This is a genomic window from Paraburkholderia metrosideri (genome assembly GCF_904848625.1).
In the GTDB taxonomy this organism is placed as follows: Bacteria; Pseudomonadota; Gammaproteobacteria; order Burkholderiales; family Burkholderiaceae; genus Paraburkholderia; species Paraburkholderia metrosideri.
In genome coordinates this window covers 328,950-354,311 of the sequence record NZ_CAJHCP010000003.1, presented here as the reverse complement: position 1 = coordinate 354,311, position 25,362 = coordinate 328,950, and the positions used below count along the sequence as shown (strand labels likewise).

18 protein-coding genes are annotated in these 25,362 nt (G+C 63.5%); 8 read left to right on the top strand and 10 right to left on the bottom strand.

The genetic code is table 11. The annotated features are described in order from the left end of the window. The first annotated feature begins 170 nt into the window (after positions 1-170). Complete coding sequence (locus LMG28727_RS07335) at positions 171-812, top strand: ParA family protein (protein ID WP_201641643.1); 642 nt, start codon at positions 171-173, stop codon at positions 810-812. A 252-nt stretch (positions 813-1,064) separates the two neighbouring features. Here LMG28727_RS07335 and panD read toward each other — a convergent pair whose 3' ends face one another. The 4 genes from panD to LMG28727_RS07315 all read right to left on the bottom strand — a co-directional run bounded on the left by panD (position 1,065) and on the right by LMG28727_RS07315 (position 3,658). After that, on the bottom strand, positions 1,065-1,451 hold the full coding sequence (panD, locus tag LMG28727_RS07330) for an aspartate 1-decarboxylase (RefSeq protein ID WP_201641642.1): 387 nt from the start codon (positions 1,449-1,451) through the stop codon (positions 1,065-1,067). A gap of 78 nt (positions 1,452-1,529) precedes the next feature. Then, positions 1,530-2,363 carry a pantoate--beta-alanine ligase gene (gene panC / locus LMG28727_RS07325; protein ID WP_201641641.1) on the bottom strand — a complete coding sequence of 278 codons (834 nt, stop codon included), beginning with the start codon at positions 2,361-2,363 and terminating at the stop codon, positions 1,530-1,532. A gap of 231 nt (positions 2,364-2,594) precedes the next feature. Then, positions 2,595-3,467 carry a segregation and condensation protein A gene (locus LMG28727_RS07320; RefSeq protein WP_201641640.1) on the bottom strand — a complete coding sequence of 291 codons (873 nt, stop codon included), beginning with the start codon at positions 3,465-3,467 and terminating at the stop codon, positions 2,595-2,597. A 5-nt stretch (positions 3,468-3,472) separates the two neighbouring features. Then, entirely contained in the window at positions 3,473-3,658 is a 186-nt protein-coding gene (locus LMG28727_RS07315; RefSeq protein ID WP_074763312.1) for a DUF3460 family protein, read from the bottom strand. Positions 3,659-3,882: 224 nt separating this feature from the next. Here LMG28727_RS07315 and LMG28727_RS07310 point away from each other — a divergent pair, with 224 nt between their 5' ends. Then, the gene (locus LMG28727_RS07310; RefSeq protein WP_407945833.1) at positions 3,883-5,727 is read left to right on the top strand and encodes an autotransporter assembly complex protein TamA; all 1,845 of its coding nucleotides are present in this window, start codon (positions 3,883-3,885) and stop codon (positions 5,725-5,727) included. Positions 5,728-5,763: 36 nt separating this feature from the next. Further along, positions 5,764-10,161 (top strand): translocation/assembly module TamB domain-containing protein, encoded by a 4,398-nt coding sequence (locus LMG28727_RS07305; protein WP_201641639.1) that lies wholly within the window; start codon positions 5,764-5,766, stop codon positions 10,159-10,161. A gap of 258 nt (positions 10,162-10,419) precedes the next feature. On the opposite strand, the gene metG is transcribed toward LMG28727_RS07305, so the two are convergent. Together metG and LMG28727_RS07295 are read right to left on the bottom strand one after the other, a co-directional pair. Continuing rightward, a complete protein-coding gene (gene metG, locus LMG28727_RS07300; RefSeq protein ID WP_201641638.1) occupies positions 10,420-12,558 on the bottom strand; it encodes a methionine--tRNA ligase in 2,139 nt (712 codons plus the stop codon). A gap of 413 nt (positions 12,559-12,971) precedes the next feature. Further along, entirely contained in the window at positions 12,972-13,625 is a 654-nt protein-coding gene (locus LMG28727_RS07295; RefSeq protein ID WP_201641637.1) for an OmpA family protein, read from the bottom strand. A 337-nt stretch (positions 13,626-13,962) separates the two neighbouring features. Here LMG28727_RS07295 and apbC point away from each other — a divergent pair, with 337 nt between their 5' ends. From apbC to LMG28727_RS07270, 5 genes are all read left to right on the top strand, one after another. After that, positions 13,963-15,051, top strand: coding sequence for an iron-sulfur cluster carrier protein ApbC (gene apbC / locus LMG28727_RS07290; RefSeq protein ID WP_201641636.1), 1,089 nt, complete (start codon positions 13,963-13,965; stop codon positions 15,049-15,051). Between the two features lie 120 nt (positions 15,052-15,171). Further along, a complete protein-coding gene (locus tag LMG28727_RS07285; protein WP_201641635.1) occupies positions 15,172-15,705 on the top strand; it encodes a superoxide dismutase family protein in 534 nt (177 codons plus the stop codon). A gap of 275 nt (positions 15,706-15,980) precedes the next feature. Continuing rightward, positions 15,981-16,550, top strand: a complete 570-nt coding sequence (gene dcd, locus LMG28727_RS07280) for a dCTP deaminase (protein ID WP_012432068.1) — start codon at positions 15,981-15,983, stop codon at positions 16,548-16,550. Between the two features lie 89 nt (positions 16,551-16,639). Beyond that, positions 16,640-18,925: an arginine/lysine/ornithine decarboxylase gene (locus LMG28727_RS07275; RefSeq protein WP_201641634.1), complete on the top strand. Its 2,286-nt coding sequence runs from the start codon at positions 16,640-16,642 to the stop codon at positions 18,923-18,925. Positions 18,926-18,927: 2 nt separating this feature from the next. Then, positions 18,928-19,626 (top strand): lysozyme inhibitor LprI family protein, encoded by a 699-nt coding sequence (locus LMG28727_RS07270; RefSeq protein ID WP_201641633.1) that lies wholly within the window; start codon positions 18,928-18,930, stop codon positions 19,624-19,626. Between the two features lie 118 nt (positions 19,627-19,744). On the opposite strand, the gene LMG28727_RS07265 is transcribed toward LMG28727_RS07270, so the two are convergent. The 4 genes from LMG28727_RS07265 to zwf all read right to left on the bottom strand — a co-directional run bounded on the left by LMG28727_RS07265 (position 19,745) and on the right by zwf (position 25,119). Next, on the bottom strand, positions 19,745-20,671 hold the full coding sequence (locus LMG28727_RS07265) for a bestrophin family protein (protein ID WP_201641632.1): 927 nt from the start codon (positions 20,669-20,671) through the stop codon (positions 19,745-19,747). A 178-nt stretch (positions 20,672-20,849) separates the two neighbouring features. Continuing rightward, positions 20,850-22,766, bottom strand: a complete 1,917-nt coding sequence (locus LMG28727_RS07260) for a bifunctional transcriptional regulator/glucokinase (RefSeq protein ID WP_201641631.1) — start codon at positions 22,764-22,766, stop codon at positions 20,850-20,852. Further along, complete coding sequence (pgl, locus tag LMG28727_RS07255) at positions 22,744-23,466, bottom strand: 6-phosphogluconolactonase (protein ID WP_201641630.1); 723 nt, start codon at positions 23,464-23,466, stop codon at positions 22,744-22,746. Before pgl ends, LMG28727_RS07260 begins: the two co-directional genes overlap by 23 nt. Positions 23,467-23,655: 189 nt before the next feature. Beyond that, entirely contained in the window at positions 23,656-25,119 is a 1,464-nt protein-coding gene (zwf, locus tag LMG28727_RS07250) for a glucose-6-phosphate dehydrogenase (protein ID WP_201641629.1), read from the bottom strand. Positions 25,120-25,362: the final 243 nt, after the last annotated feature.

The following is a 25,362-nucleotide window of genomic DNA, read 5'->3' as shown; positions in this document are numbered from 1 at the left end:
CGACCACGGTGCATTTGTCGATATTATCAACGGCTGGATCGGCGGGCGAGTCCGGGAGCGGCACGTGTCGGACGACAAACCCGGCGCAAATCAGAACCCATCGACGCAAGTTCCAGCGATAAGCGCGGCAAACCGGCTGGCAGCGACCGGCCTTCTTTCCGGGAGAATTCATGACGGTGATCGTGGTGGCGAATCCGAAGGGCGGCGTGGGCAAAAGCACGCTATCGACCAATCTGGCCGGCTATTTCGCGGCCTCGGGCGAATGGGTCGCGCTGGCGGACCTGGACAAGCAGCAATCCGCGCACGCATGGCTCGCGTTGCGCCCCGACACGCTGCCGGCCATCGAAACCTGGGAAGTCAACCTGGACACGCCGGTCAAGCCGCCCAAAGGCCTCGAGCACGCGGTCATCGACACCCCGGCCGGCTTGCACGGCAACCGTCTCGGTATCGCGCTGGATCTGGCCGACAAGGTGATCGTGCCGCTGCAGCCGTCCATGTTCGATATTCTCGCCACCCAGGAATTTCTCGAACGGCTGGCCAAGGAAAAGGCGGTCAGGAAGGGGGCGATCGAAGTCGGCGTGGTCGGCATGCGCGTCGATGCGCGCACGCGCTCGGCGGAGCAACTGCATCGCTTTGTCGAGGGCTTGAAGCTGCCAGTGCTGGGTTTCCTGCGCGATACGCAGAACTACGTGCAACTGGCGGCGCACGGACTGACCTTATGGGACGTCGCGAAAAGCCGCGTGGAGAAGGATCTGGAGCAGTGGCAGCCGATCGTCGAATGGACTAATGGGAGCGGTGCGAAGAAGGCCTGAAGCGTGATGGGCGGTGCGAGCGGTGACGGATGTCCGCTGTTGAGATCGGGTCTCTGAAGCGAGAATGCAGGGAGAGGCGGAAGGCGTCTCCCGCCAGTGTGGGCTGCACAGAAACTAAGGCCGGGATGCAAGGCGCTGGCCTCGGCGGGGCCGGGCCGTCGGTAGCGGCGCTGACCGTACCGCGTATGGATCAGTATCACTTCGGCGGTGCAAGCCAGCTAGCCTGCCCGCCCTGTGTCCCAAGCCAGTCGGTCAGGTCCAGTTCTGCGTCGGCACGTGATCGCGGCTGCCCTTGATCTTGTTGTTTTCATCGACGAAAACCAGATCCGGCTTCCAGCCCGCCTTTAATTCGGTTTCGTCGACCACTGCGAACGTCGCGATGATCACCAGATCGCCCAACTGCGCGCGCCGCGCAGCCGAGCCGTTCAGCGAAATCATGCCGCTGCCGCGCTCGCCCTTGATTGCGTAGGTCGAGAAACGCTCGCCGTTGTTGATATTCCAGACGTCGATCCGTTCGTTTTCGACGATGTTCGCCGCTTCCAGCAAGTCTTCGTCGATTGCGCACGAGCCTTCGTAGTGCAGTTCGCAGTGCGTGACCACGGCGCGATGGATCTTCGACTTCAGCATGTTGCGTTGCATGACCAATCCTGTATAGCTTTGTGCGTGGCGGGGAGGCGCCCACACGGGCCCCCGTTCGATGCCCGCGCGGGAACGACTTCAGATTTCTAGGTTATCGATGAGGCGGGTGGCGCCGAGCTTCGCGGCGGCCAGCACGACCAGTTCCGCGTTTGCGTCCTGCGCGCCTGGCGCCAGCAGATTCGAGCGCTTGCGCACCGCGATGTAATCGGGCTGCCAGCCGCGCGCGGCCAGCGCCGCCATGGCCGCCTGTTCGATTTTCGCGAAATCGCGCTCGCCGCCGAGCACCGCTTCGCGCACCCGATTCAATTCGGCGGCCAGCACCGGCGCTTCGGCGCGTTCGGCGGCCTGCAGATAGCGGTTGCGCGAACTGAGCGCGAGGCCGTCGGCGTCACGCACGGTTTCGGCGGCGATGATGTCGGTCGGCAGCGCGAACTGGTGGCACATGCGGCGCACGATCATCAACTGCTGGTAATCCTTCTTGCCGAACACCGCGACGCGCGGCTGCACGCACGACATCAGCTTCATCACCACCGTGCACACGCCCTGGAAGAACCCAGGCCGGAATTCGCCTTCGAGGATGTCGCCCAGATCGTGCGGCGGATGCACCCGGTACTCCTGCGGCTCCGGATACAAATCCTTCTCGGTCGGCGCGAACAGCACATAGACGCCTTCCTTTTGCAGCTTGTCGATATCGGCTTCCATCGTGCGCGGATACTTGTCGAAATCCTCGTTCGGTCCGAACTGCAGACGGTTGACGAAGATGCTCGCGACCACCGGATCGCCGTGCTGGCGCGCGAGGCGCATCAGCGACAGATGGCCCTCGTGCAGGTTGCCCATGGTCGGCACGAAGGCCGTGCGATTCTGACCGCGCAACTGATCGCGCAATTCATGGATTGAGCTGATGACTTTCATGATCGGACAGGGGTTTCCTCGCGCGGCGCGCGACTCGGTTGGCGCACGGGCCGGCGCATGACGCGGGCTGTCGCCGCACTGGTAATGACGGGTTCGAAGCGCCGGATTGTAGTGGATTTGTGTGCAGGACGCACCGAAACGGCGCGCAAACGGACGCGCAGTCGCGGCAAAAGCGTACTGCCGGCGGCCACGCTGGCACGCGGACCGCGCTTTTTCACATGGCTGGACGCTTCAGGCCGGCAGATAGGCGAGACGCACATAGATTGGCGCAAACGGCTCGGCCTGGGTGATTTCGACGAGCGACTCGCGACACAATTCGAGCACGGCGATGAAATTCACGACGACGACCGGCACGCCCCGGGTGGTGTCGAACAGGTCGGAGAATTCGATGAAGCGCGCGTTCTGTAATTGACGCAGGATCGAACTCATATGCTCGCGCACCGACAGTTCTTCACGCGAAATCTTGTGGTGCTGGACCAGCTTCGCGCGCTTGATCACGTCGGCCCATGCGGCGCGCAGGTCTTCGCTGTCCACGTCGGGAAAGCGCGGCGTGATGCTCTGTTCGATATAGACCTCGGCGCGCAGAAAATCGCGGCCGAGTTGCGGCAACTGGTCGATGCGTTGCGCGGCGAGTTTCATCTGCTCATATTCGAGCAGCCGGCGCACCAGTTCCGCACGCGGGTCTTCGGCCTCTTCGCCGCTGTCGGCCTTCCTGACCGGCAGCAGCATGCGCGACTTGATCTCGATCAGCATCGCGGCCATCAGCAGGTATTCGGACGCGAGTTCGAGATTGGTCTGGCGCAACTGGTCGACGTAACCGAGGTATTGCACGGTGACGTCCGCCATCGGGATGTCGAGCACGTTGAAGTTCTGCTTGCGGATCAGGTACAGCAGCAGATCCAGCGGTCCTTCGAACGTTTCGAGAAAAACTTCGAGCGCGTCCGGCGGGATGTACAGATCGGTCGGCAGCTTGAACAGCGGCTCGCCATACAGGCGCGCGAAAGCAATGCCGTCGACGATGTTGGGCGTCGAATCGGTAGCGGGCGCGGCAAGCGCGGCGTCGGGGGCCGGCGCCGGGCCGTGTACCTCGTCGGCGTGACTCACGCGAGTCAGAAGTTCTGGTAGTACGAGTAAGGCGTCTGTTCCACGCGCGAGGCTTTCTGCTCGGCGCGTTCGTCCAGATCGATCGGCTGTTTGTCCCACAGCAGCGCGCGGCCGCGGCGTTGCTCAGCTTCCAGATTCGGTTTCTGTTGCTTGAGCTGGTTCAGGAACTGGGTGATGTCCGATTGATACATGGCTCGACGTCCGTGGTGGGTGAAATGGCCGCTGCCCGGCGCAAAGCCGGCGCGCGACACAGTTAATCCGGAATTTTACCGCATGCGCCGCGCGCGGTCGAAAAACGCCGGCGGCGGCCCTTTTTGAGATCTCGTGGCCCCTGCTGATGTGGTCAAATAGCATGCCTCGTCCGCCGCCGCGCGGCGCGGCATACGCATTCAACAACTATGACCGGAGGTCCTGTTTGGCGGTAGGTGCGATCGACAAGCCGCGTGGGCGGCCCAGCCAGAGCGGTCCGGAGCGCGGGCGTGCAGCGCCGGTCCGGCACTGGCTGCGCACGTGGTTCGCCGTCGGCATCGTCATGCTGATGCTGGCCGTCGGGACCCCGGACATCGCCCACGCCGCCCGCGCGGCTGCCAGCTACAAGGTCGACGTGGTCGCGACGCCGCGCTCACTGCGCAGGCTGCTCGAAGCGCATCTGGATATTGCCCGCTTCGCCAAACGGCCGGATGTCAGCGACGACCAGTTTTCCTTTCTGATTACCGCCACGCCGCAGCAAGTGCGAGATCTGGCTGCCACGCAAGGCTATTTTTCGCCCGTCGTGCGCACCGATGTGCGAACCGTCAACAACGCGCGGCAGGTCACGGTGAGTGTCGACCCCGGGCCGCAAACCGTGATTTCGTCGGTGTCGGTATCGTTTCGCGGCGCGGTTATCACCGAAGACCCGGAGCAGGAAAACGCGACCCGCTCGGCGTTTTCGCTCCATGAGGGCGATCCATTTTCTCAGGACGACTGGGACGACGCTAAAAACTCCGCGCTCAGAACCCTGCAGTCGCGCCGCTATCTGGCCGCGAAGATCTACCACTCCGAGGCGCTGGTGGATCCGCGCACGCATGAGGCGAAGCTGTCGGTCACTTACGATAGCGGCCCGACCTTCACGATGGGCCAGCTCGACGTATCGGGCACGCGCCGTTATCCGGAGTTCATCGTACACAACGTCAATCCGATTTCTCCCGGGGACGTCTACGATACGCGGCGCGTGGCTGAATTGCAGCGCCAGTTGCAGAACACGCCGTACTTCGCCAGCGTCGCGATCGACCTCGACAACGACCCGGCCAAACCGCTCGACACGCCGGTTCACGTGAAGGTGTCCGAGTTTCCGTACAACAGTATTCGCGGCGGGGTCGGTTATTCGACCGACAACGGCCCACTGGTGCAGGGCGCGTACTCGTATCTGAACACCTTCGGCAAGGCGTGGCCGTTCACCGTCGAAGGCCGCGCCGACCAGACCCAGCAGTACGGGCAAATCCAGCTGTCAATGCCGCCGGGACCGCGCGCGTGGACCAATAGCGTGCTGGCGTCCTACACCACGACGGACGTTTCCGATACCCGCATCTACAGTATCCGGGGCGGTGTGCAGCGGTCACGCACGTCGCAATTCCTCGACTACAACTACTCGCTGCTGTACTACCAGGACCGGCTCGACCAGAACGCGATTGGGCCGATCACGAGCCGCGCGCTGGTGCCCGGATGGTCGTGGACCCGGCGCGACACCGACGATCCGCTGTTCCCGCGCCGGGGCAACCTGATCCACGTCGAGGCAGGCTTCGCGATCAAGGGCGTGCTGACCGATCAGACCTTCGCGCGCGGCTACGCGCGCGGCCAGCAGTATCTGCCCATCGGTAAGGACGATATCGTGCTGATCCGCGCCGAACTCGGCGGGGTGTTCACCAGCGGCAGTTCGACCGGTGTCCCGGCGTCGCTGCTGTTCCGCGCCGGCGGTTCGAACTCGGTGCGCGGCTATGGCTTTCAGAGCATCGGTAACGAGGTCGACGGTTCCGTGCTGCCTACCAAGTACCTGGTGACGGGGGCAGCCGAGTACCAGCACTGGTTCTCGCACTCGTGGGGCGCGGCCGCATTCTTCGACATCGGCACCGCCACCGACACCTGGGGCGAAAAAGTCTTCTACCCTGGCGTCGGCGTGGGGGCGCGCTGGCGCAGCCCGGTCGGCCCGGTGAATGTCGACATTGCTTACGGGATTCGCAACCGGAGCGTGCGGCCGTACCTGACGCTGGGCATTGCCTTCTGATGAAAACCCGCCTTTACCTGATTTCCTGACCGACGCATGACTACGGACGTTTCCGATCAACCCTCCGCGCAGCCGGCTGGCGTTCCGCCGTCCGGACAGCCGCCAGAGCCGCCGTCACCCGGCACGCCGCCGCCTGAGCGCCGGCGTAGCCACTGGCTGCTGAAGACGTTCGCGTGGACCGTCGTCGTGCTGGTGTTGCTGATCGCGCTGGCGGTGGGGCTGCTGTATGGCGCGCTGACCACCGAGCGCGGCACCGCGTACGCATGGCAGGCCGCGGTCCGCCTGCTCGGCGGCAAGCTGGGCGGCACGCTCGAAGGCGGGACGCTCGCGACTGGCGTGCGCTTGCGGGACGTGCGCTGGCGCAGTCTCGACGGCAGCGGTACCGATATTCAGATCGACCGGGCGGCGGGGCGCTGGGCGCTCGCGCGCGATCCGTGGCGCTTCACGGTCGACTATCTGCACGTCGGCACGGTGGATGCACGGGTCGGCTCGTCGTCGTCCAGCAGCAGCGAGCCGATGAAGTTGCCGAAAGAACTGCGCCTGCCGTTGCAACTCGACATTCGCGACGTTCGGCTCGACAGTTTGCTGCTGCATCAGGGTGCATCGACCACCGAGTTGTCGCATTTCGCTTTTCACGGCCGTAGCGACGGGCGTCACCACGAGGCCGCGATCGAGTGGCTGGACACGCCGTTCGGCGCGGTGACGGCGTCGGCCAGGCTCGATGGAGTTCGGCCGTTTCCATTGACCGGCGACATCGGTTATTCGGGCAAGGTCAACAACGAAGCGGTCCAGGTAGGCGGCCATCTGAGCGGCACGCTGGAGCAGCTGGTCGCCGAACTCGATGCGACCGGCATGAAGCTCGCCGGCCATGCGCGGGTCGAGGCGACGCCGTTCGGCGCCGTGCCCCTGCAACGCGCCACCCTGACTTTCGATCACATCAACCCGCAGGCTTTTGCGCCTGGCGCGCCATTAGCCGATCTGGCGGTGCGCGCGGAGCTCGCACCGGTTTCGCAGGATGGCGCAGGCACGGTGGTGCTGGGGGCAAGTGAAGCGGGGGCCGCGAGCGCAGCTAGTAGCACCAATGGAGCGGCGGCTGCGAGTGAGTTGGCGAGTCATCCGGCGAGCGCCACTGGCGCGAACCCCGCGAGCAACCCGCAACCCGCTGCCAGGCACGGCAAACACGCGACGCAGGCGACGGCTGCCGGCTTTGCCGTCACGGGCCACGTGTCGATCGTCAACGCCAGACCGGGTGCAATCGACCAGAACCTGCTGCCGCTCATCAACGCCAATGCGGACGTGCGGCTCGATGCCCAGGCGCAGCACATCTCGAATCTGAACGTGCGGCTCGTCAGAACCGCCACCGTGACCGGCAGCGGCGAGTTGAGCGGCCGGCGCGGCCAACTCGACCTGCGGGTCGCCGGACTCGATCTGAACGCACTTCAGGCGACAGTACGGCCTACGCAGCTTTCCGGTCCTATCGGCGTCCGTCTGAACGACGACATCCAAAGCCTGACGCTCGATCTCGCCGACCCGAGAGCCGCGCTGCGCCTCCAGGGCAAGGTGACTTTCGATCCTGCCCGGATCAGTTTCAACGATGTGCGTGTCACGTCGGGGAGCGGGCGTATCGATCTGTCCGGCGCGCTGAAGCACGACGCGAATTCCACCTACAACCTGAAAGCGCAACTGACCAATTTCGACCCGCTGACGCTGGCGTCGCAAATGCCGTCGCGTGCGCCGGTGACCGGGCCGGTGCCGGCCGTGAAGAACGTTCAGCAGCGGCGTAACGAGCGGGCCGCCGCCCAGGCGGGCAGCACCGCCGGCGCCAGAAGCGCCGCGCCTGGCGATCAGGCTGCCGCAGCAGTGAAAAACACGGCCAAAGCGGCCGTGCAAACCGAGGTGGTCCAACGCAAAACGCCGCCGCGCCAACCCAGCGCCAACCGCGGCGCGACGCCGGCCCGCAAGATCGAGGCTCGGGTCAACGGCACGCTGTCCGCGGCCGGGGTGCTCGGCCCGGTTTTCACCACGAAGGCTGAATTCAAGCTGGGCCCGAGTACCTACGACGCTCTGCCATTGACCGGCGCCGGCACGGTGCAGCTAGTCGGCACACGGATTCTGCCGAGTCGCGCGAATCTGTCGGTGGCGGGCAATCAGGTCGATCTGCAAGGCAGCTTCGGTGCAGCCGGCGACCGGTTGCGCTTCCGGGTGGATGCTCCGCAGCTTGAACGGCTCGGCTTCGGCCTCGCGGGCCAGGTTGCCGCCGACGGCGACGTCACCGGCTCGTTTGCGCACCCGAACGTGACGCTGAATTACAAGGCCGATAGCGTCGTGTTCGGCAGCAACCACGTTGGTCAGGCCGAAGGCCGCGCCGAATTGCGCGACGGCGCGAACGGCGCGCTCGCCTTCACCACCGACGCGAAGAACGTCAGCGCGGGCGGGGTCGATCTGACCACGTTGACGGCCAGGCTGTCGGGCACGCGCGCCAACCACACGTTCGAGGCGGCGGCTACCGGCAAGCTGCAGGATCGGCCGCTCGATCTGTCGGTCGCCGCCAACGGCAAGCTCACCGAAGCACGCGACGGCACGCGCTGGGACGGCACGGTCACGCATCTGCAGAACAAGGGTTTGCCGGCGGTGAATCTCGAAGCGCCGCTCACCGTGAGCGCCGCGCCGGGCAAGCTGACTCTCGGGCCCACGCACCTCACACTTGAAGGCGCAGTGCTGACGCTGAAATCGTTCGCGTTCGACCACGGCAAAATTCAGTCGGCGGGCAACCTGACCGACGTGTCGGTCGCACGTTTGCAGGAGTTGCGGCACGAGATCACCGGCGAGCCGCCCGTTATGAGAACCGACCTCGTGTTCGACGGCGACTGGGATTTTTCGCTGGGCGCCACCGCGAGCGGCCATATCCAGTTGAAACGACGCGAGGGTGACGTTACGGTTGAAATTGGCCGGGGCCTTGCGTCGATGGGCATTTCCGACATCACCGCACGCGCCGAATTTAGCGGCGGCAACCGGCTCAACGCCACGCTGCATGCGCAGGCCAGCCGGATCGGCTTGATCGATGCCGACGCGCACACCACGCTGGTGTCGCGCGACGGTTTGCTGACTTTCAACGAAGAGGGCGCGCTGTCGGGCAACGTGAATGCCAATGTGCCTTCGCTGAAGACGACCGGCGGCCTGTTCGGTCCGAGCTATCTGCTGGACGGCCACCTTGCGCTCAAACTCGCGCTCGGTGGCACGGTAGCCAAGCCGAGCCTGACCGGGGCGCTGACCGGCGACGGTCTGTCCGCGACGATGGTCGACCAGGGCGTACAGTTAAAGGACGGCGTGGTGCGTATCGCGTTGTCACAGAATCTGGTGGAGTTTCAGCAGGTCGAGTTTCATGGCGCGAGCGGCACGCTACGGGCCACCGGCCGCGTCCGTCTGGACGGCGCGGAGCCGGATCTGAGCGCCAGCATCGTTGCCGACAAGCTCGAGCTATTTGCCGCGCCCGACCGCAACCTGTCGTTGACGGGCAGCGCGAGCGTGGCGAACGGCGGCGCGGAACGCGGCATGGCGATCAACGGCAAATTCGTGGTCGATCACGCGTTGTTCGACCTGCCCGAGCAGGCCGCGCCCCGACTCGGCGACGACGTCGTGATCATCCGACCGGACGGCACCCGGTCTGGCGGGCGCCCACGTCCGGTGGCGGGCACCAACCAGCCAATCGGACCGTTCGCGCCGCGTGCCAATATCGACATCAGCCTTGGCGACAATTTCCGTTTCCGCGGACAAGGCGCCGACCTCGGGTTGACCGGCACGATCACCGCGATGAGCGCGCCGAACCTGCCGCTGCGCGCGGTTGGCAACGTGCGGGTCACGCAGGGTTCGACCTACACCGCGTTCGGCCGCAAGCTGTCGATCGAAAACGGCTTCTTCACCTTCAATGGGCCGGTGGCCAATCCGGGCATCAACATTCTGGCAATGCGTCGCAACCAGCAGGTCGAGGCCGGGGTGCAGGTGACGGGGACGGTGCAGTTGCCGGTTGCGAGACTGGTGTCGGAGCCGAACGTGCCGGATAACGAAAAGCTGTCGTGGCTGCTGTTCGGGCACGGCACGGATCAGGGCAATAACCTCGGTCAGCAAAGCACGATGACGACGGCGCTCGCGCTGCTTGGCAGCGCGACCGGCAAAAGGATCGCGCAGACGGTGGGGCTGGATGAGTTTTCGGTCGGCCGAAGCGAGGTCGGGTTGACTGATCCGCAGGTGGTGATGGTGTCGAAGGCGATTAACGAGTGGCTCGTGATCGGCTACGAGCAGGGCTTGCAGTCGGCGAGCAATGCAATCAAGGCGACGGTGAATCTGACGCGGTACTGGTCGGTCGTGGCTTACGGTGGCACGTTCTATGGCGCTGACGTGCTGTACACGCGACGTTTTGACCGGATCAGATGGTGACGGGCAGGATGCCGGTGCCCGCGTAGCGGGCGGCGGCATTCACAAAGGCATGAGCCGCATGAACGGCATGAACGGCACGAACCGCATGAGCCGCATGAGCCGCATGAGCCGCATGAGCCGCATGAGCCGCATGAGCCGCATGAGCCGCATGAGCATAAAAAACGGCCCGCTCCAATCAGGAGCGGGCCGTTTTTTTCTGCCTGAACGACGCGAGTCCGCAGCAAAACCCGCCACGGACACCGCTCATCCAGGGAAACGTTACTTCACGCGCATGCCTGGCTTCGCACCGCTATCCGGTTCGAGCACGTACAGACCCGGTTCGGCTTTTTCGTCGGTCGCCGAGGCGGCCAGCACCATCCCTTCGGACAGGCCGAACTTCATCTTGCGCGGTGCCAGATTCGCGACCATCACCGTCAGCTTGCCGATCAACTGTGCTGGCTGATACGCCGACTTGATGCCCGAGAACACGTTGCGTGTTTTCTCTTCGCCCACGTCGAGCGTGAGTTGCAGCAGCTTGTCCGAGCCTTCCACCGCCTTGCAGTCGACGATCTTCGCGATGCGCAGGTCGATCTTCGCGAAGTCGTCGATCGAGATCACGCCAGGGGTTTCGTCCTTGTCCGCGGCGGCAGCTTTTGCGGCGGCTTTCGCCTTGGCCTTCGCGTCGGCCGGCGCAGCCGCTTCCGGCGTGGCCTGCAGCGAATCGCGATTGGCCGCGAGCAGCGCTTCGATCTGCTTCGGATCGACGCGCGTCATCAGATGCTTGTACGCATTGATCGGACGAGCGGAGCTGAGCGGCACGTTGACGTCGGCCCACACCAGCGGCTCGATGCCGAGGAACGCCTCGACCGCCTCGGCGACCTTCGGCAGCACCGGCTTCAGCGCCAGCGACAGCAAACGGAACGCTTCGACGCTCACGCTGCAGGTCTCATGCAGCGCGACCGCATTCGCCGGGTCTTTCGCCTGGTCCCACGGCTTGGCGGTGTCGACGTACGCGTTGACCGCGTCGGCCAGTTCCATGGTCTGACGCAACGCGCGGTTGTACTCGCGCGCCTCGTAGTTCGCAGCGATTTGCGGAACCGCGGCGCGCAGCGTGGCGAGCAGCGGATGCTGCATCGCGCTGTCCTGCACGCGGCCTTCGAAGCGCTTGATCAGGAACCCGGCGGCGCGGCTCGCGATGTTCACGTACTTGCCGACCAGATCGCTGTTCACGCGCGCCTGGAAGTCGTCGAGGTTCAGGTCGAGATCTTCCATCGTGCTGTTCAGCTTGGCCGCGAAGTAGTAGCGCAGCCATTCCGGATTCAGGCCCGTGTCGATCACGCTTTGCGCGGTGATGAAGGTGCCGCGCGACTTCGACATCTTCGCGCCGTCGACGGTCAGGAAGCCGTGCGCGAACACGTTGGTCGGCGTGCGATGACCCGAAAACTCGAGCATGGCCGGCCAGAACAGCGTGTGGAAATACAGAATGTCTTTGCCGATGAAGTGATACTGCTCGGCCGTCGAACCCTTGCGGATCCACGAATCGAAATCGAGCCCGCGCTTTTCGGCGAGGTTCTTGAAGCTCGCGTAATAGCCGACCGGCGCATCGAGCCACACGTAGAAATACTTGCCCGGCGCGCCCGGAATTTCGAAGCCGAAGTAAGGTGCGTCGCGCGAGATGTCCCAGTCGGCGAGCTTGGCTTCGCCAGCGTCGCCGAGCCATTCGCGCATCTTATTGGTGGCTTCGGGTTGTGCGAGGCCGCCGACCCACGCGCGCAGGAAATTCTCGCAGCGCGGATCGGACAGACGGAAGAAGTAGTGCGTCGACGTCTTGCGAACCGGCGTGGCGCCCGAGACGACCGAGTACGGGTTGACCAGATCAGTCGGCAGATAAGTCGAGCCGCATACTTCGCAACTGTCGCCGTATTGATCTTTCGCGCCGCATTTTGGGCACTGACCCTTGATGAAACGGTCCGGCAGGAACATTTCCTTGACCGGGTCATACGCCTGTTCGATATCGCGCGCCTCGATCAGGCCCGCTTCCTTCAGCGCCAGATAGACGTTTTCACTGAGAACGCGGTTCTCGTCGGAATCGGTCGAATAATAATTGTCGAACGAAATGCCGAAGCTGTCGAAGTCGCGCTTGTGTTCCTGCCACACGCGGTCGATCAGCTGCTTCGGCGTCAGACCTTCCTTCTCCGCGCGCAGCATGATCGGCGTGCCGTGCGTGTCGTCGGCGCCCACGTAGTAGACCTCGTGCCCGTGCATTCGCAACGTCCGGACCCAGATGTCCGTCTGGATATATTCGACCAGATGGCCAATATGGATTTGCCCGTTCGCATACGGAAGGGCTGACGTGACGAGAACCTGGCGACGGCCTGACGGCGCGCCTGCGGAGAGATCGGTTGCGGGTGCTGACATAAGGATGGTGGGAGCCTGCGGTGGGACGAAACGTTGATTCTAGCAGGGCGGGCGCGTGGCGCGGGTCGGGCCGCGTGGGGCGGGACGGGGATGCTGCGGATGGGGAGGGCGTAGCGCGGGGTGTCTGGCGAACGCGTACAAAGCGAGCGCGCAAAAAAAACCGGGGCTATTAACCCCGGAGCAACAACGACAAGAGGAGAATGGTGACGCGGCGGCTTCGCCAGCCACGTACCGTAAAGACAGACCGCGGATTTTCGGCAGAGTTCGAAATTTTTTTCGTCCTCGTGCGAGATTATCTTTCCGCAGCTTTTTTACGCGGCCCTACGAGGCCCGGTTCGCAGCCTCTGCGTTCCGCCAGGCGCCGCTGTGCAAAAGCCGGCGCCTGCTCGCGTCATTCTCCAGAAGCCTTGTGTTTATTGCGTGCTGTGCTGAGCCGTAGCGCGCAGATAGATTTCCACGCGACGGTTGGCCGCACGGCCAGCTTCGGTGTTGTTGTCGGCGATTGGCTGGTTCTGGCCCATGCCCTGTGCCGACAGGCGCTGCGGTGCGACGCCGCGTTGCGCCAGGTAGCCGGTCACGCTTTCCGCGCGATTGACCGACAGCGTCTGGTTATACGCCGGCGAGCCCGTGCTGTCCGTATGGCCGACCACTTGCGCGATCACTTCCGGATTCTGCTGCAGCGTCTGGACCAGTTGATCCAGCACCGGCGCGAACGACGGCTTGATGGCATAGCTGCTGGTGTCGAACGTGACCGAACTCGGAATGTTCAGCTTGAGCGAGCCGTCCGGCTGCTCGGTGATCTGCGTGCCGGTGCCCTTGGTGGCGCCTGACAGGCGGTTGTGAATGTTCTGCCAGTTGTAGCCGGTAATGCCGCCCACCGCCGCGCCGACGCCCGCTCCGATCGCCGCGCCCTTGCCGCCGCCGAAGATGGCGCCGAGCGCCGCGCCAGTGCCGGCACCCACGCCCGTTCCAACTGCCGTGTTCGTGCCCTGTTGGGTGGCGCAGCCTGCCAGCAGCGAGCCTGCCACGGCAAAGACAGCCAGGCGAGTCATCATTTTTGCATTCATTTTCGGTTCCTCTTGAGTGACGCGAATAAAGCAGTGGTAGCGATCAATTTATCTGGTGAACATGACGGCCGTAAAGCCGCCTGCTCATGAAGCGGGAAAACCTGCGCCATTTTCAGTCCCGGTCCGACAGTCGAGAAGGGTCTTCCGGCAGCGCCTGGCGCCTGATACTACAATAATGGCTGAATTACCCGGCGATGCGACCCCATGGCGTTCCGCCTGCCGAAGGGTGCTACGCACGCGTAGTTTTCGCAATGCTGTCTAACAATTTTTTTCAAATTCCGGCGCGTGGCCGATGCATCGATTTCGCCGCGCCGCAGGTGTTCCCCACGGAGTGTCAATGAGTATCGATCGGGCTTTGGTCGACGCTGCCCTCGCGGCCGTCGCCGACCCCAACACCGGCTTGCCGTATGCGGCCGCCAAAAACATCCGGAATGTAGCCGTGGAGGGTGACACCGTTAGCCTCCAGGTCGTGCTCGGCTATCCGGCCAAACGCCAGTTTGAAGCAATCCGCACCCAGTTCGCCGACGCGCTGCGCACCGTACCAGGTGTAGCGAAGGTGGGCATCGACGTGTCCACGCAAATCGCCGCGCATACCGTGCAGCGCGGTGTGAAACTGTTGCCGAACGTGAAGAACATCGTCGCCGTGGCATCCGGCAAGGGCGGCGTCGGCAAGAGCACGACCGCGGTGAATCTGGCGCTCGCGCTGGCGAGCGAAGGCGCGTCGGTCGGCATTCTCGACGCGGACATTTACGGCCCGTCGCTGCCCATGATGCTCGGCATCGAAGGCCGTCCCGAATCGCCGGACGAAAAATCGATGAACCCGATGACCGGCCACGGCGTGCAGGCGAACTCGATCGGCTTTCTGATCGAACAGGACAACCCGATGGTGTGGCGCGGCCCGATGGCTACCTCGGCACTTGAACAATTGCTGCGGCAGACCAACTGGCACGATCTCGACTATCTGATCGTCGACATGCCGCCGGGCACCGGCGACATTCAACTGACCTTGTCGCAGCGTGTTCCGGTCACGGGCGCGGTGATCGTCACCACGCCGCAGGACATCGCGTTGCTCGACGCCAAGAAGGGCCTCAAGATGTTCGAAAAGGTCGGCATTCCGATCCTCGGCATCGTCGAGAACATGAGCATGCATATCTGCTCGAACTGCGGTCACGAAGAGCATATTTTCGGCGCGGGTGGCGGCGAGCGGATGGGCAAGGAGTATGGCGTCGATGTGCTCGGCAGCCTGCCCCTCGACATCACGATCCGTGAGCAGGCGGACTCGGGCAAACCCACGGTCGTGGCCGATCCGGAAGGGCGTATCGCAGAGATCTACCGGTCGATCGCACGCAAGGTGGCCATTCATATTGCCGAACGGGCTCGCGACATGACATCGAAGTTTCCGAACATCGTTGTGCAGAACACCTGATCAGTCGTTCGGACAAGGGGCTAAGGCGTCTATTTGCGCCTGGTCTCGCGGTATCATGTCGACTTCAAAGGTTCGGTCCGGCGGCCGCAGGGGCGGCCGCCAGGCCGGCAAGAGGATCGCATGGGAAAACGAATCGACGGGCAGGCAGTGCATGCGTTCATTGTTCTGGCTGTCAGCTGTGTGCTGTTGTCCGGCTGTAGCACTTTCCTGAGACCACAGGAAAAGCGCGCTGACGCGCAACTGTTGCCCACGGTGGGCAATCAGGCGCGCGGCCTCGTGACGTTTATCGAGCGCTCGGACGGCGTGCAGGTTACCTACAATCTCGCAGGCCTGCCGCCCAACAGCGACCACGCGTTGCAGGTCCACGAGCGGGGCGACTGTAACGCCGCCGACGGCTCCAGCACGGGCGAGGTATTCTCACCGGCTGCCGAGCGTCTGAAAGCGGGCGCGCGGGTCGAAGGCGACCTCGGCAATATTCACGCAGACGATAACGGCGTGGCGACTGGCTTCATCGTCGCGCCAGACGTGTCGCTCGACGGCATCCGCTCGGTGTTGCAGCGTGCTGTGGTGCTGCATCGCGACGCGACCGACCCCTACGCGTATCCGCAGCACGGCGCGGGTCCCGCGATTGCCTGCGGCGTGATTCGTCAGTGAGCATGAGCCGGCAGCCAGCGTGGCTGCCAGAGCGCGCTCAGAAGGGCGTGAAGCGGCCTTCCGGCATCGTCCGCAGCACCATTGCCATGATCGCGTAAAATAAGCGCCTTCCATCGGGGTGCCCGTCGGTCAATCCGGCCGCAGACGCCAGAGCAACAGCCTGACGTCGCCGCGTAGTCCTTGAAGACTGTGCGCCGGAGCTGCCCGGCATCCCTGGTTTGATATCCGCGGTTATCCGTCACACATCTGTCATTCAAGTCGAGCAGCGTTCACCTATGACCATCAAATCCGACAAGTGGATCCGGCGCATGGCCGCGTCTCACAACATGATCGAGCCGTTTGCGCCCGATCAGGTCCGCGTCTCCGAAGACGGCCGGAAGATTGTCAGCTACGGCACGTCGAGCTACGGCTACGACATTCGCTGCGCCGACGAATTCAAGATCTTCACGAATATCAACTCGACCATCGTCGACCCGAAGAACTTCGACGAGAAGTCGTTTGTCGATTTCAAGGGCGACGTCTGCATCATCCCGCCGAATTCGTTCGCGCTGGCCCGCACCGTCGAGTATTTCCGCATTCCGCGCAGCGTCCTGACCGTGTGTCTGGGCAAGTCCACGTATGCGCGCTGCGGGATCATCGTCAACGTGACGCCGTTCGAGCCGGAATGGGAAGGCCACGTCACGCTCGAATTCTCGAATACGACACCTTTGCCTGCGAAAATCTACGCGAACGAAGGCGTTGCCCAGGTGCTGTTTTTCGAAAGCGACGAAATTTGTGAGACGTCGTACGCGGACCGCGGCGGCAAATATCAAGGTCAGCACGGCGTTACGTTGCCCAAAACGTGACGTCCGCAGCGCACTGACCCACCAGTTACACCGGGTGACCGCTGCACTTTACTGAATGTGCAGCGGTCGTTCTTTTTGGAGAATCGCCCATGAAGTTTCGTTTTCCCGTCGTCATCATCGACGAAGATTTCCGCTCCGAGAACATCTCGGGTTCCGGCATCCGGGCTTTGGCCGAAGCTATCGAGAAAGAAGGCGCGGAAGTGCTCGGGTTGACGAGCTACGGCGACCTGGCCTCGTTCGCGCAGCAGTCGAGCCGCGCGTCGTGCTTCATCCTGTCGATCGACGACGACGAACTGCTGCCGTACGTCGATAACGTGGTGGTGGAAGGCGAGACGCCCGAGCTGGCCGCCGCGATCATCGCGTTGCGCGCGTTCGTTGCCGAAGTGCGCCGCCGCAACGCAGACATTCCGATCTTCCTGTACGGCGAAACGCGCACGTCGCGCCACCTGCCAAACGACATCCTGCGCGAACTGCATGGCTTCATCCACATGTTCGAGGACACGCCGGAGTTCGTCGCGCGCCACATCATCCGCGAGACCAAGGTGTATCTGGATTCGCTCGCGCCGCCGTTCTTCAAGGAGCTGGTGCAATACGCGGACGAAGGTTCGTACTCGTGGCACTGCCCGGGTCACTCGGGCGGCGTGGCGTTCCTGAAGAGCCCGCTCGGCCAGATGTTCCACCAGTTCTTCGGCGAGAACATGCTGCGCGCCGACGTGTGTAATGCCGTCGACGAACTCGGCCAGCTGCTCGACCACACCGGTCCGGTCGCGGCTTCCGAGCGCAACGCCGCGCGCATTTTCAGCGCCGACCACGTGTTCTTCGTGACCAACGGCACGTCCACGTCGAACAAGATCGTCTGGCACGGCACGGTTGCGCCGGGCGACATCGTGCTGGTGGACCGCAACTGCCACAAGTCGATCCTGCACGCGATCACGATGACTGGCTCGATTCCGGTGTTCCTCACGCCCACGCGTAACAACTTCGGCATCATCGGCCCGATTCCGCGCAGCGAATTCGAGCCGGAAAACATCAAGAAGAAGATCCTCGCGAACCCGTTCGCGCGCGAAGCGCTCGCGAAGAATCCGGATCTGAAGCCGCGCATTCTGACCATCACGCAAAGCACGTACGATGGCGTGATCTACAACGTCGAGATGATCAAGGAAATGTTGGGCGACTGGCTCGACACGCTGCACTTCGACGAAGCGTGGCTGCCGCACGCGGAATTCCACGAGTTCTACCAGGACATGCACGCGATCGGCGCGGGCCGTCCGCGCATCAGCGCGCTGGTGTTCGCGACGCACTCCACGCACAAGCTGCTGGCCGGTATCTCGCAGGCTTCGCAGATCGTCGTGCAGGATTCGAAGAACAGCCGCTTCGACAAGCACCGCTTTAACGAAGCGTATCTGATGCACACGTCCACCAGCCCGCAGTACGCGATCATCGCTTCGTGCGACGTGGCCGCGGCCATGATGGAAGCGCCGGGTGGCCCGGCGCTGGTCGAGGAGTCGATCGCCGAAGCGCTCGATTTCCGCCGCGCGATGAGCAAGGTCGACGCCGAATACGGCGACGAGTGGTTCTTCAAGGTGTGGGGCCCAGATCAGTTCGCCGACGAAGGCATCGGCTCGCGCGAAGACTGGATGCTGCGCCCGAACGACGCGTGGCACGGCTTTGGCCCGCTCGCCGAAGGCTTCAACATGCTCGACCCGATCAAGGCGACCATCGTCACGCCGGGCCTGGACATGGACGGCGGCTTCGGCGAGACCGGCATTCCGGCTGCGATCGTCACGAAGTACCTGGCCGAGCACGGCATCATCGTTGAGAAGACAGGGCTGTATTCGTTCTTCATCATGTTCACGATCGGCATTACCAAGGGCCGCTGGAACTCGATGGTCACCGAACTCCAGCAGTTCAAGGACGACTACGACAACAACCAGCCGTTGTGGCGCGTGTTGCCCGAGTTCGTCCAGCATCATCCGATGTACGAGCGCGTCGGCCTGCGCGACCTGTGCCAGCAGATCCACAGCGTCTATCGTGCCAATGACATCGCGCGTCTGACGACCGAGATGTACCTGTCGAGCATGGAACCGGCGATGAAGCCGTCCGACGCGTTCGCGAAGCTCGCGCACCGCGAGATCGACCGGGTGCCTATCGACGAACTCGAAGGCCGTGTCACGTCGATCCTGTTGACGCCGTATCCGCCGGGCATCCCGCTGCTGATCCCGGGCGAGCGCTTCAACAAGACCATCGTCAACTATCTGCGCTTCGCTCGCGAGTTCAACGAGCGCTTCCCGGGGTTCCATACGGACATCCACGGGCTTGTCGGCGAAACGATCAACGGGCGCATCGAATATTTCGTCGATTGCGTTCGCGCTTGACGATGCGACGTGTGAGGTCCCTGTTGTGCGCGCTGACCGTGGGGTCGGCGGCGCTGCTCGGCGCGCTGCCTTCGGCGGTGCGCGCCGAAGTCGCGGCCGCCGATCCGATCGACGCGTCGATGCGCTCGTGTCTCGCGCGCAGCGACATGTCGACGACAACGGGGCAAGTGCAGTGCATGGACAACGCGCGAATCGGCTGGAAGGCTGCGCTGGACAGCGCGTGGCAGCAGCTTCAGACGAAGTTGCCGCCAGCGCGCCGCAAGCTGTGGGAGAAGAGTCAGGCAAGCTGGCTGGCTTCGCGAGACGCCGAGAAGCAATTGTTGGCGGCGGCGTTCGCCACCACGCGCGGGTCGATGTATGTGCTGGCGGAAGCCGACATGCAATTGCAACCGGTGCGCGATCGTGCGCTCGCGTTGCGCGCTGCGGTGGCTGACGCGGGAAGCCCGCCGCCGCGCCGGCCACGAGCCTGTAACGCGGATGCGCGCTGCGAGCACGCGATGTTCGATCTGAACCGCTACTACCATCGCTTGCAGTCGAAGATGCCTGCTCATTCGCGGCCCACGCTGGTGCGTGCGCAGCGGGCGTGGAATGAGTATCTCGCCGCGGCGACAGCGGTGATCGACGAGCGTGGCCGGATCGACATCATCGGCGCGCGGGTGGCGACGTTGAAGCGTTTGTCGGACACAGTCGGAAACGACTGAGCACCTATTGCGCGGTCTGGCTTCTGAAGGGCAATGCGCGGCAATACGTGCCAACGCGGCACTACGCGGCAAGACCGGCGCGCCTCAAGCGCGCCGCCATCACCCAGCCCTGATTCAATCAATCGAGCTGATAGTCTTCGGCCTGCTGCCTGGGTACGGCCAATGAAGGCTCGCCGCGCAGATCGCGCGTGGCGTCCTCGATTATCGTGGACATCGTGCTGAGTGCGAGGTCGTTGTCGTCGGTGCCGAACGGCTCTTCGATCTGCGACGCAATCGCCTCGTGCGCCATGAACGTGTACGCGACAAACACCGCGAACACGGGCGTGAAAATGCCAATACTGTCGACCAGTCCAAACGGCAACGACGCGCAGAAGAAATACACCGTGCGGTGAATCATCACCGAATACGCGAACGGCAGCGGTGTCGACGCGATGCGCTCGCAGCCGCCAATCACATCCGAGAGCCCATTCAGATTCCGGTCCAGCGCGTTCACCGCCATGGGATCGATCGCGCCTGCGTGAGCCTGCCGCTGCACCCATTCGCCGAGAAACAGCATCAATGTCGCGGGCCGGTAGCGCGACGCCATCACGCGCTCGAGCAGCGCCTCGGGCAAGCGCGCGGCGAGGTCGTCGCGTGAATCGCTTCGACGCAGCTGATGTCGCAGCGCATGCGGGATCGCGCGCAACGCGGCGAGAAATTCGTCGAGATCTTCGTTCGCTATCTGACGCGACGGCAACGTGAGCACCTGACGCGTGAGCGAGCGCGACTCGTTCAATAGTTGGCCCCACAGCTTGCGCGCTTCCCACCAGCGGTCGTAGCTGGCGTTGTTCCTGAAGCCGAGGAAGACCGCGAGCGCAATGCCGACCAGCGAGAAGGGCGCGGTGGTGTTGAGGTTCAGCGTGATCGGCAGCAGGTGGTCGTGAGCGGCCACGGCGACGATCGAAATGCAGAAGATGAGGAACAGCCGCGGGAGCAACTGCGGCAGGACCGAGCCCCGCCACGCGAGCAGCATGCGGAACCAATGGAGATGCGGACGGATGATCATTGGATTGAGCGGCGTGTCTGAAGCGAAAGAGACCCTATTATCTCTTTTTGTTTGCAGCACGCCGATCGGTGTGAGCAGCCGCCAGACAGTCAACGCCGTCAGATCAGCCGGACAACCCAACGAACGACCCGCGCCGCACGCATCTTATCGACGCTGCGGCGCGGTTTGACTCAGCCCATCAATCGCGCGGCGAAGAAGCTGCGCCGTGGCTCAACCAGTCCAGCACGGCGGTTGCATCGTCGTCCGCGCCTTGACGCGCTTTGGCGACGGTCTCGGCGACATCGGCGCTAGGCACTGCGCGACGAATCGCCACACCGACCGCGAGAATGTCGATCATCACCAGATGCAGAATGCGCGAGATCATCGACAACTGCGATTCGCGGATTTCAATGTGATCGGTTTCCAGCGCAACGGTGGCGCGCTTGGCCAACGGCGTATTGCTCGACGTAATCGCGATCACCTTCGCGCCGGCCTGCATCGCGACTTCCAGCACACGCAACAATTCAGGCGCGCGCCCGGACTTCGAAACGGCCACGATCACATCGCCCTTGCCGAGCAATGCCGCCGACGCCGCCTGCATGTACAGGTCGCCATAAGCAATGGTCGGAATGCCGAAGCGGAAGAACTTGTAGTGCGCGTCCTGGGCGACGATGTTCGAATTGCCGAGCCCATAGAACTCGATGCGCCGCGCGCCGTTCAACAGGTCGATAGCCCGTTCGACGTGCTCGAAATTCAGATGCTCGCGCAACTGCAGGATCGCCGACACGGTGTTATCCAGCACCTTCGCACCGAAGTCCGTCGCGGTGTCGCCCAGATGCACCTGACTGTGGCTGACCGGAATCGTGCCGGTCAAACCCGTGGCCAGCTTCAGCTTGAAATCGGACAGGCCCTGGCAGCCGAGCGAACGGCAGAAGCGGATCACCGTTGGCTGACTGACGTCGGCTTTGCGCGCGATGTCGACGATCGGATCGTTGATGATCGAACGCGGATGATTCAGCGCGAGATCGGCGACGCGGCGTTCGGCCGGCGTCAACGCGTCGCGCATCTGACGAATCCGCTCGAACACCGCCGACGAACTGCCGCCCGCGCGGTTCGACAACTGCTCGGCCAGAATCGCCGAAACACCGAGAAACGCCGGATATTCAGCGGTAATCACATAGGTCGGCACGTTCTGCAGATAGGCCTCGAAGCGGCCCTTTGCCTCGAAGCGCTGACGGAACGACGAACGCGCGAAGACCTCACCCAGCCGCGGCACGACGCCGCCGCCGATGTAGATGCCGCCCAGCGCGCCGAGCGTCACCGCGATATTGCCCGCGAAGGTGCCGAGAATGCCGCAGAACACGTCGACGGATTCGGCCGCGAGCGGCTCGCCTTCCAGCGCGCGCTTGACGATCTCGATCGTGTCGACGTTCGATGCCACGCGCTTCTTGTCGCGGCCTGCCAGTGCGCGATAAATCACTTCGAGGCCAGGGCCGGCCGCGACCCGTTCGAACGACACATGCGACCACTTCTTGCGCGCATATTGCAGCACGATGTCTTCGCGCTCGTCGGCTGGCGCGAAGGTGGCGTGACCGCCTTCGCTGCCGAGCGCGATCCAGCGGTCGTCGGCGGGAATCAGGCCGGACACGCCCATGCCGGTGCCGGGGCCGAGCAGGCCGATCACACTATTCGGCCGGCGCGTGCCGCCGCCCACCTGCACGCGCTGCGCGTCGGTGAGGCCGGGCAGCGCCATGGCCAGCGCGGTAAAGTCGTTCACCACCAGCAACGTGTCGAAGCCGAGCGCGCGGCGCGTCGCTTCGATCGAAAAGCTCCAGTCGTGATTCGTCATGCTCACCTGATCGCCGTCGACCGGGTTCGCAATCGCAATCGCCGCATGATTCACGCGGCCGATCTTGTTGTCCTTCAGATACTTCTTGATAACGTCGGCAACACCCGGATAGCTCGCGCACGGATAGACCTGCACCGAGCCGATTTCGCCCGGGCCGGTTTCCAGCGCGAAGCGCGCGTTAGTGCCGCCGATGTCGGCCAGCAGCCGGGGTCCATCGGCGTGCTGGCCCGCGCCAGGCACTGCCTTAGTTTGCACACCAGTAGACATCGAGTCTCACTCCCTTGTCGTTTGCCAACTGTGAGATGGCATTTTTTTGTAGCGAAGCGGTGGCGGCGTTCAGCACGTCCATCTTTCGCGGTCCTGCGATCAGCAAAAACAGATGCTTCACTTCTTTCAATGCGGAGAGCGACCAGCTCACGCGCGCGTGCGGCGCGGCGCCGGGATGCACGGCGACGAAGCGCTCGGTGGTGGTGATCGCGTGATCCCATTCGGGCGAGTCGGCAAAGATCGACGCCGTGTGGCCGTCTTCGCCCATGCCGAGAATCGCGACGTCCGGCACTGCGCTAAAGCGCGGGTCGGCGTTCAGCGCGGCGACATGCGCGTTGAGGTCTTGTGTGGTGTCGACCAGCGGCCAGTACACCGTGTTCGCGGCGGCATTCTGCAACAGCGTGCCGTGCACGAGTTGCGAGTTGCTCGCGCTGTCCGTCTCCGGCACCCAGCGATCGTCGACCAGCGTCACGGCAATGTGCGGCCAGTCGAAAGATTGCGTGGATAACGTTTGCAGGAACGGACGCGGACTGCTGCCGCCGGACACTGCAAGCAGGGCCGGGCGGGCGGCAGCGGTGGTCGTGCCGGTAGCGGCCGCGGCCGCCTGAGCGGCGAGCGACGCATGTAACGCGTCGCCAACCGCCTTCGCCAACGCGTCGGATTGGGCGCGTTGATCGTCGAAAGCGTGAAGCTGGATCACTTCTCCTCCGTGCTGCTTTCTTGTTGGATCTGCGGAATCTGCCGTCCTGCTCTCGCGTGATGTCCGCAGGGTGGGGTGCCTTGTGGGCGCTTACGCGTTACCGGCGCGATTCCGTTCAGTTCGTCGGTGGGTCTGACTGGCGTCGCAGCGGGTTCAATCGGGTGATCGGGCTCGTTGCGGCGCCGTGAATCAATTCTCTTCTTCGAGCCAGCAGGTGCCATGCTGCGCGAGCATCGCGCTGGCGGCGGCCGGTCCCCAGGTGCCCGATGCGTAGGGCTTGGGTGGCTTGTTCGACGCCTTCCAGTCGTTCAGGATCGGCTCGACCCAGCGCCATGCGGCTTCCTGCTCGTCGCGGCGCACGAACAGCGCGAGGCGTCCGTTGATCACGTCGAGCAACAGACGCTGATACGCCTCCATCTGCCCTTCGCGGAAGAACTGGTCGAACGCGAGATCGAGGTGGACGCTCGCGAGGTTCATGCCTTCGCCGGGCTGCTTGGCGAGACAGTAGAGGCGAATCGTTTCATTCGGCTGCAGCCGGATCACGAGACGGTTCGCACCGGCGCGCAATGCTGAAGCGCCCAGTGCCGAATGCGGCACCGCACGAAAATTCACGACGATTTCGGCGACGCGATCCGCCAGGCGCTTGCCGGTGCGCAGGAAAAACGGCACGCCGGCCCAGCGCCAGTTTTCGATTTCGACTTTCAATGCGACGAAGGTCTCGGTCGTGCTGTCGGGCTTCACGCCGGGTTCGGTCGCATATGCCGGCACGGGCGTACCGCGAATGCCGCCCGCATGATACTGACCGCGCACCGCGACCTTGCCGATTTCATTCGGATCGATCGGCTTCAGCGCGCGCAGCACGCGCAGCTTTTCGTCGCGGACCGAGTCGGAATCCATTGAGTGCGGCGGCTCCATCGCGACGATGGAAAGCAGTTGCAGCAAATGGTTTTGCACCATGTCGCGCAACGCGCCGGTGTTGTCGTAGAAGTCCCCGCGTGCTTCGACGCCGAGTTCTTCCGCAATCGTGATCTGGATGCTCTCGACCCACTCGCGACGCCACAACGGTTCGAACAGCGCATTGCCGAAGCGCAGCGCGAGCAGGTTCTGCACCGGCTCTTTACCGAGGTAGTGGTCGATCCGGTAGATCTGTTCTTCGGCGAAGATCTTGCCGACTGCGTCGTTGATCGCATTCGACGACTTCAGGTCATAGCCGAGCGGCTTTTCCAGCACGATGCGCGCATTTTCATTGAGGCCGACCGACGCCAGCGCGTGACAGATCGGCACGAACAGCGACGGCCCCGTGGCCAGATAGAACACCCGAATGCCAGGCAAGTCCTGGATCGCGTCGCGCAGATGAGTGAAGTCTTCCGGATTGCCGAGATCGATCTTCACGAACTCGATACGCGTGAGGAAGCTCGCCCATGCCGCTTCATCTACACCCTTCTTCGACACATGCGGTTTGACGTGTTCGTTCACCCATTGCAGGTATTCGTCGCGATTCGCCGCGTGACGTGCCACCGCGACGATCTTGCCGCTGTCGGCGAGCATGCCGCCCGCACGGTGTGCTTCAAACAGTGCCGGCAGGATCTTGCGCATCGACAGATCGCCGGTTCCGCCGAAGAGAACGAAGGTGAAGCTTGAATCGGTTTGCATGAGTCTCCGTCGATGTCCTGGGGTCGCCGCGCTGAGCGCGTATGGTTCGCGCATTGTCCGAAAAGGCGACCGTAGTCCGATAAAATATTTTTTGACACTGAATTGTAGTTTAACTACAATCCAAATCAAGAGGTAGCGCTAATTCGATGAAAAAAGCGTGCGATGTTATGCAAGATGCGCGTTTTCCCGAATCGGCGAGCGTCCCTGCATGTTAACGGACATTATGTGTCGGCACGTGCCAGC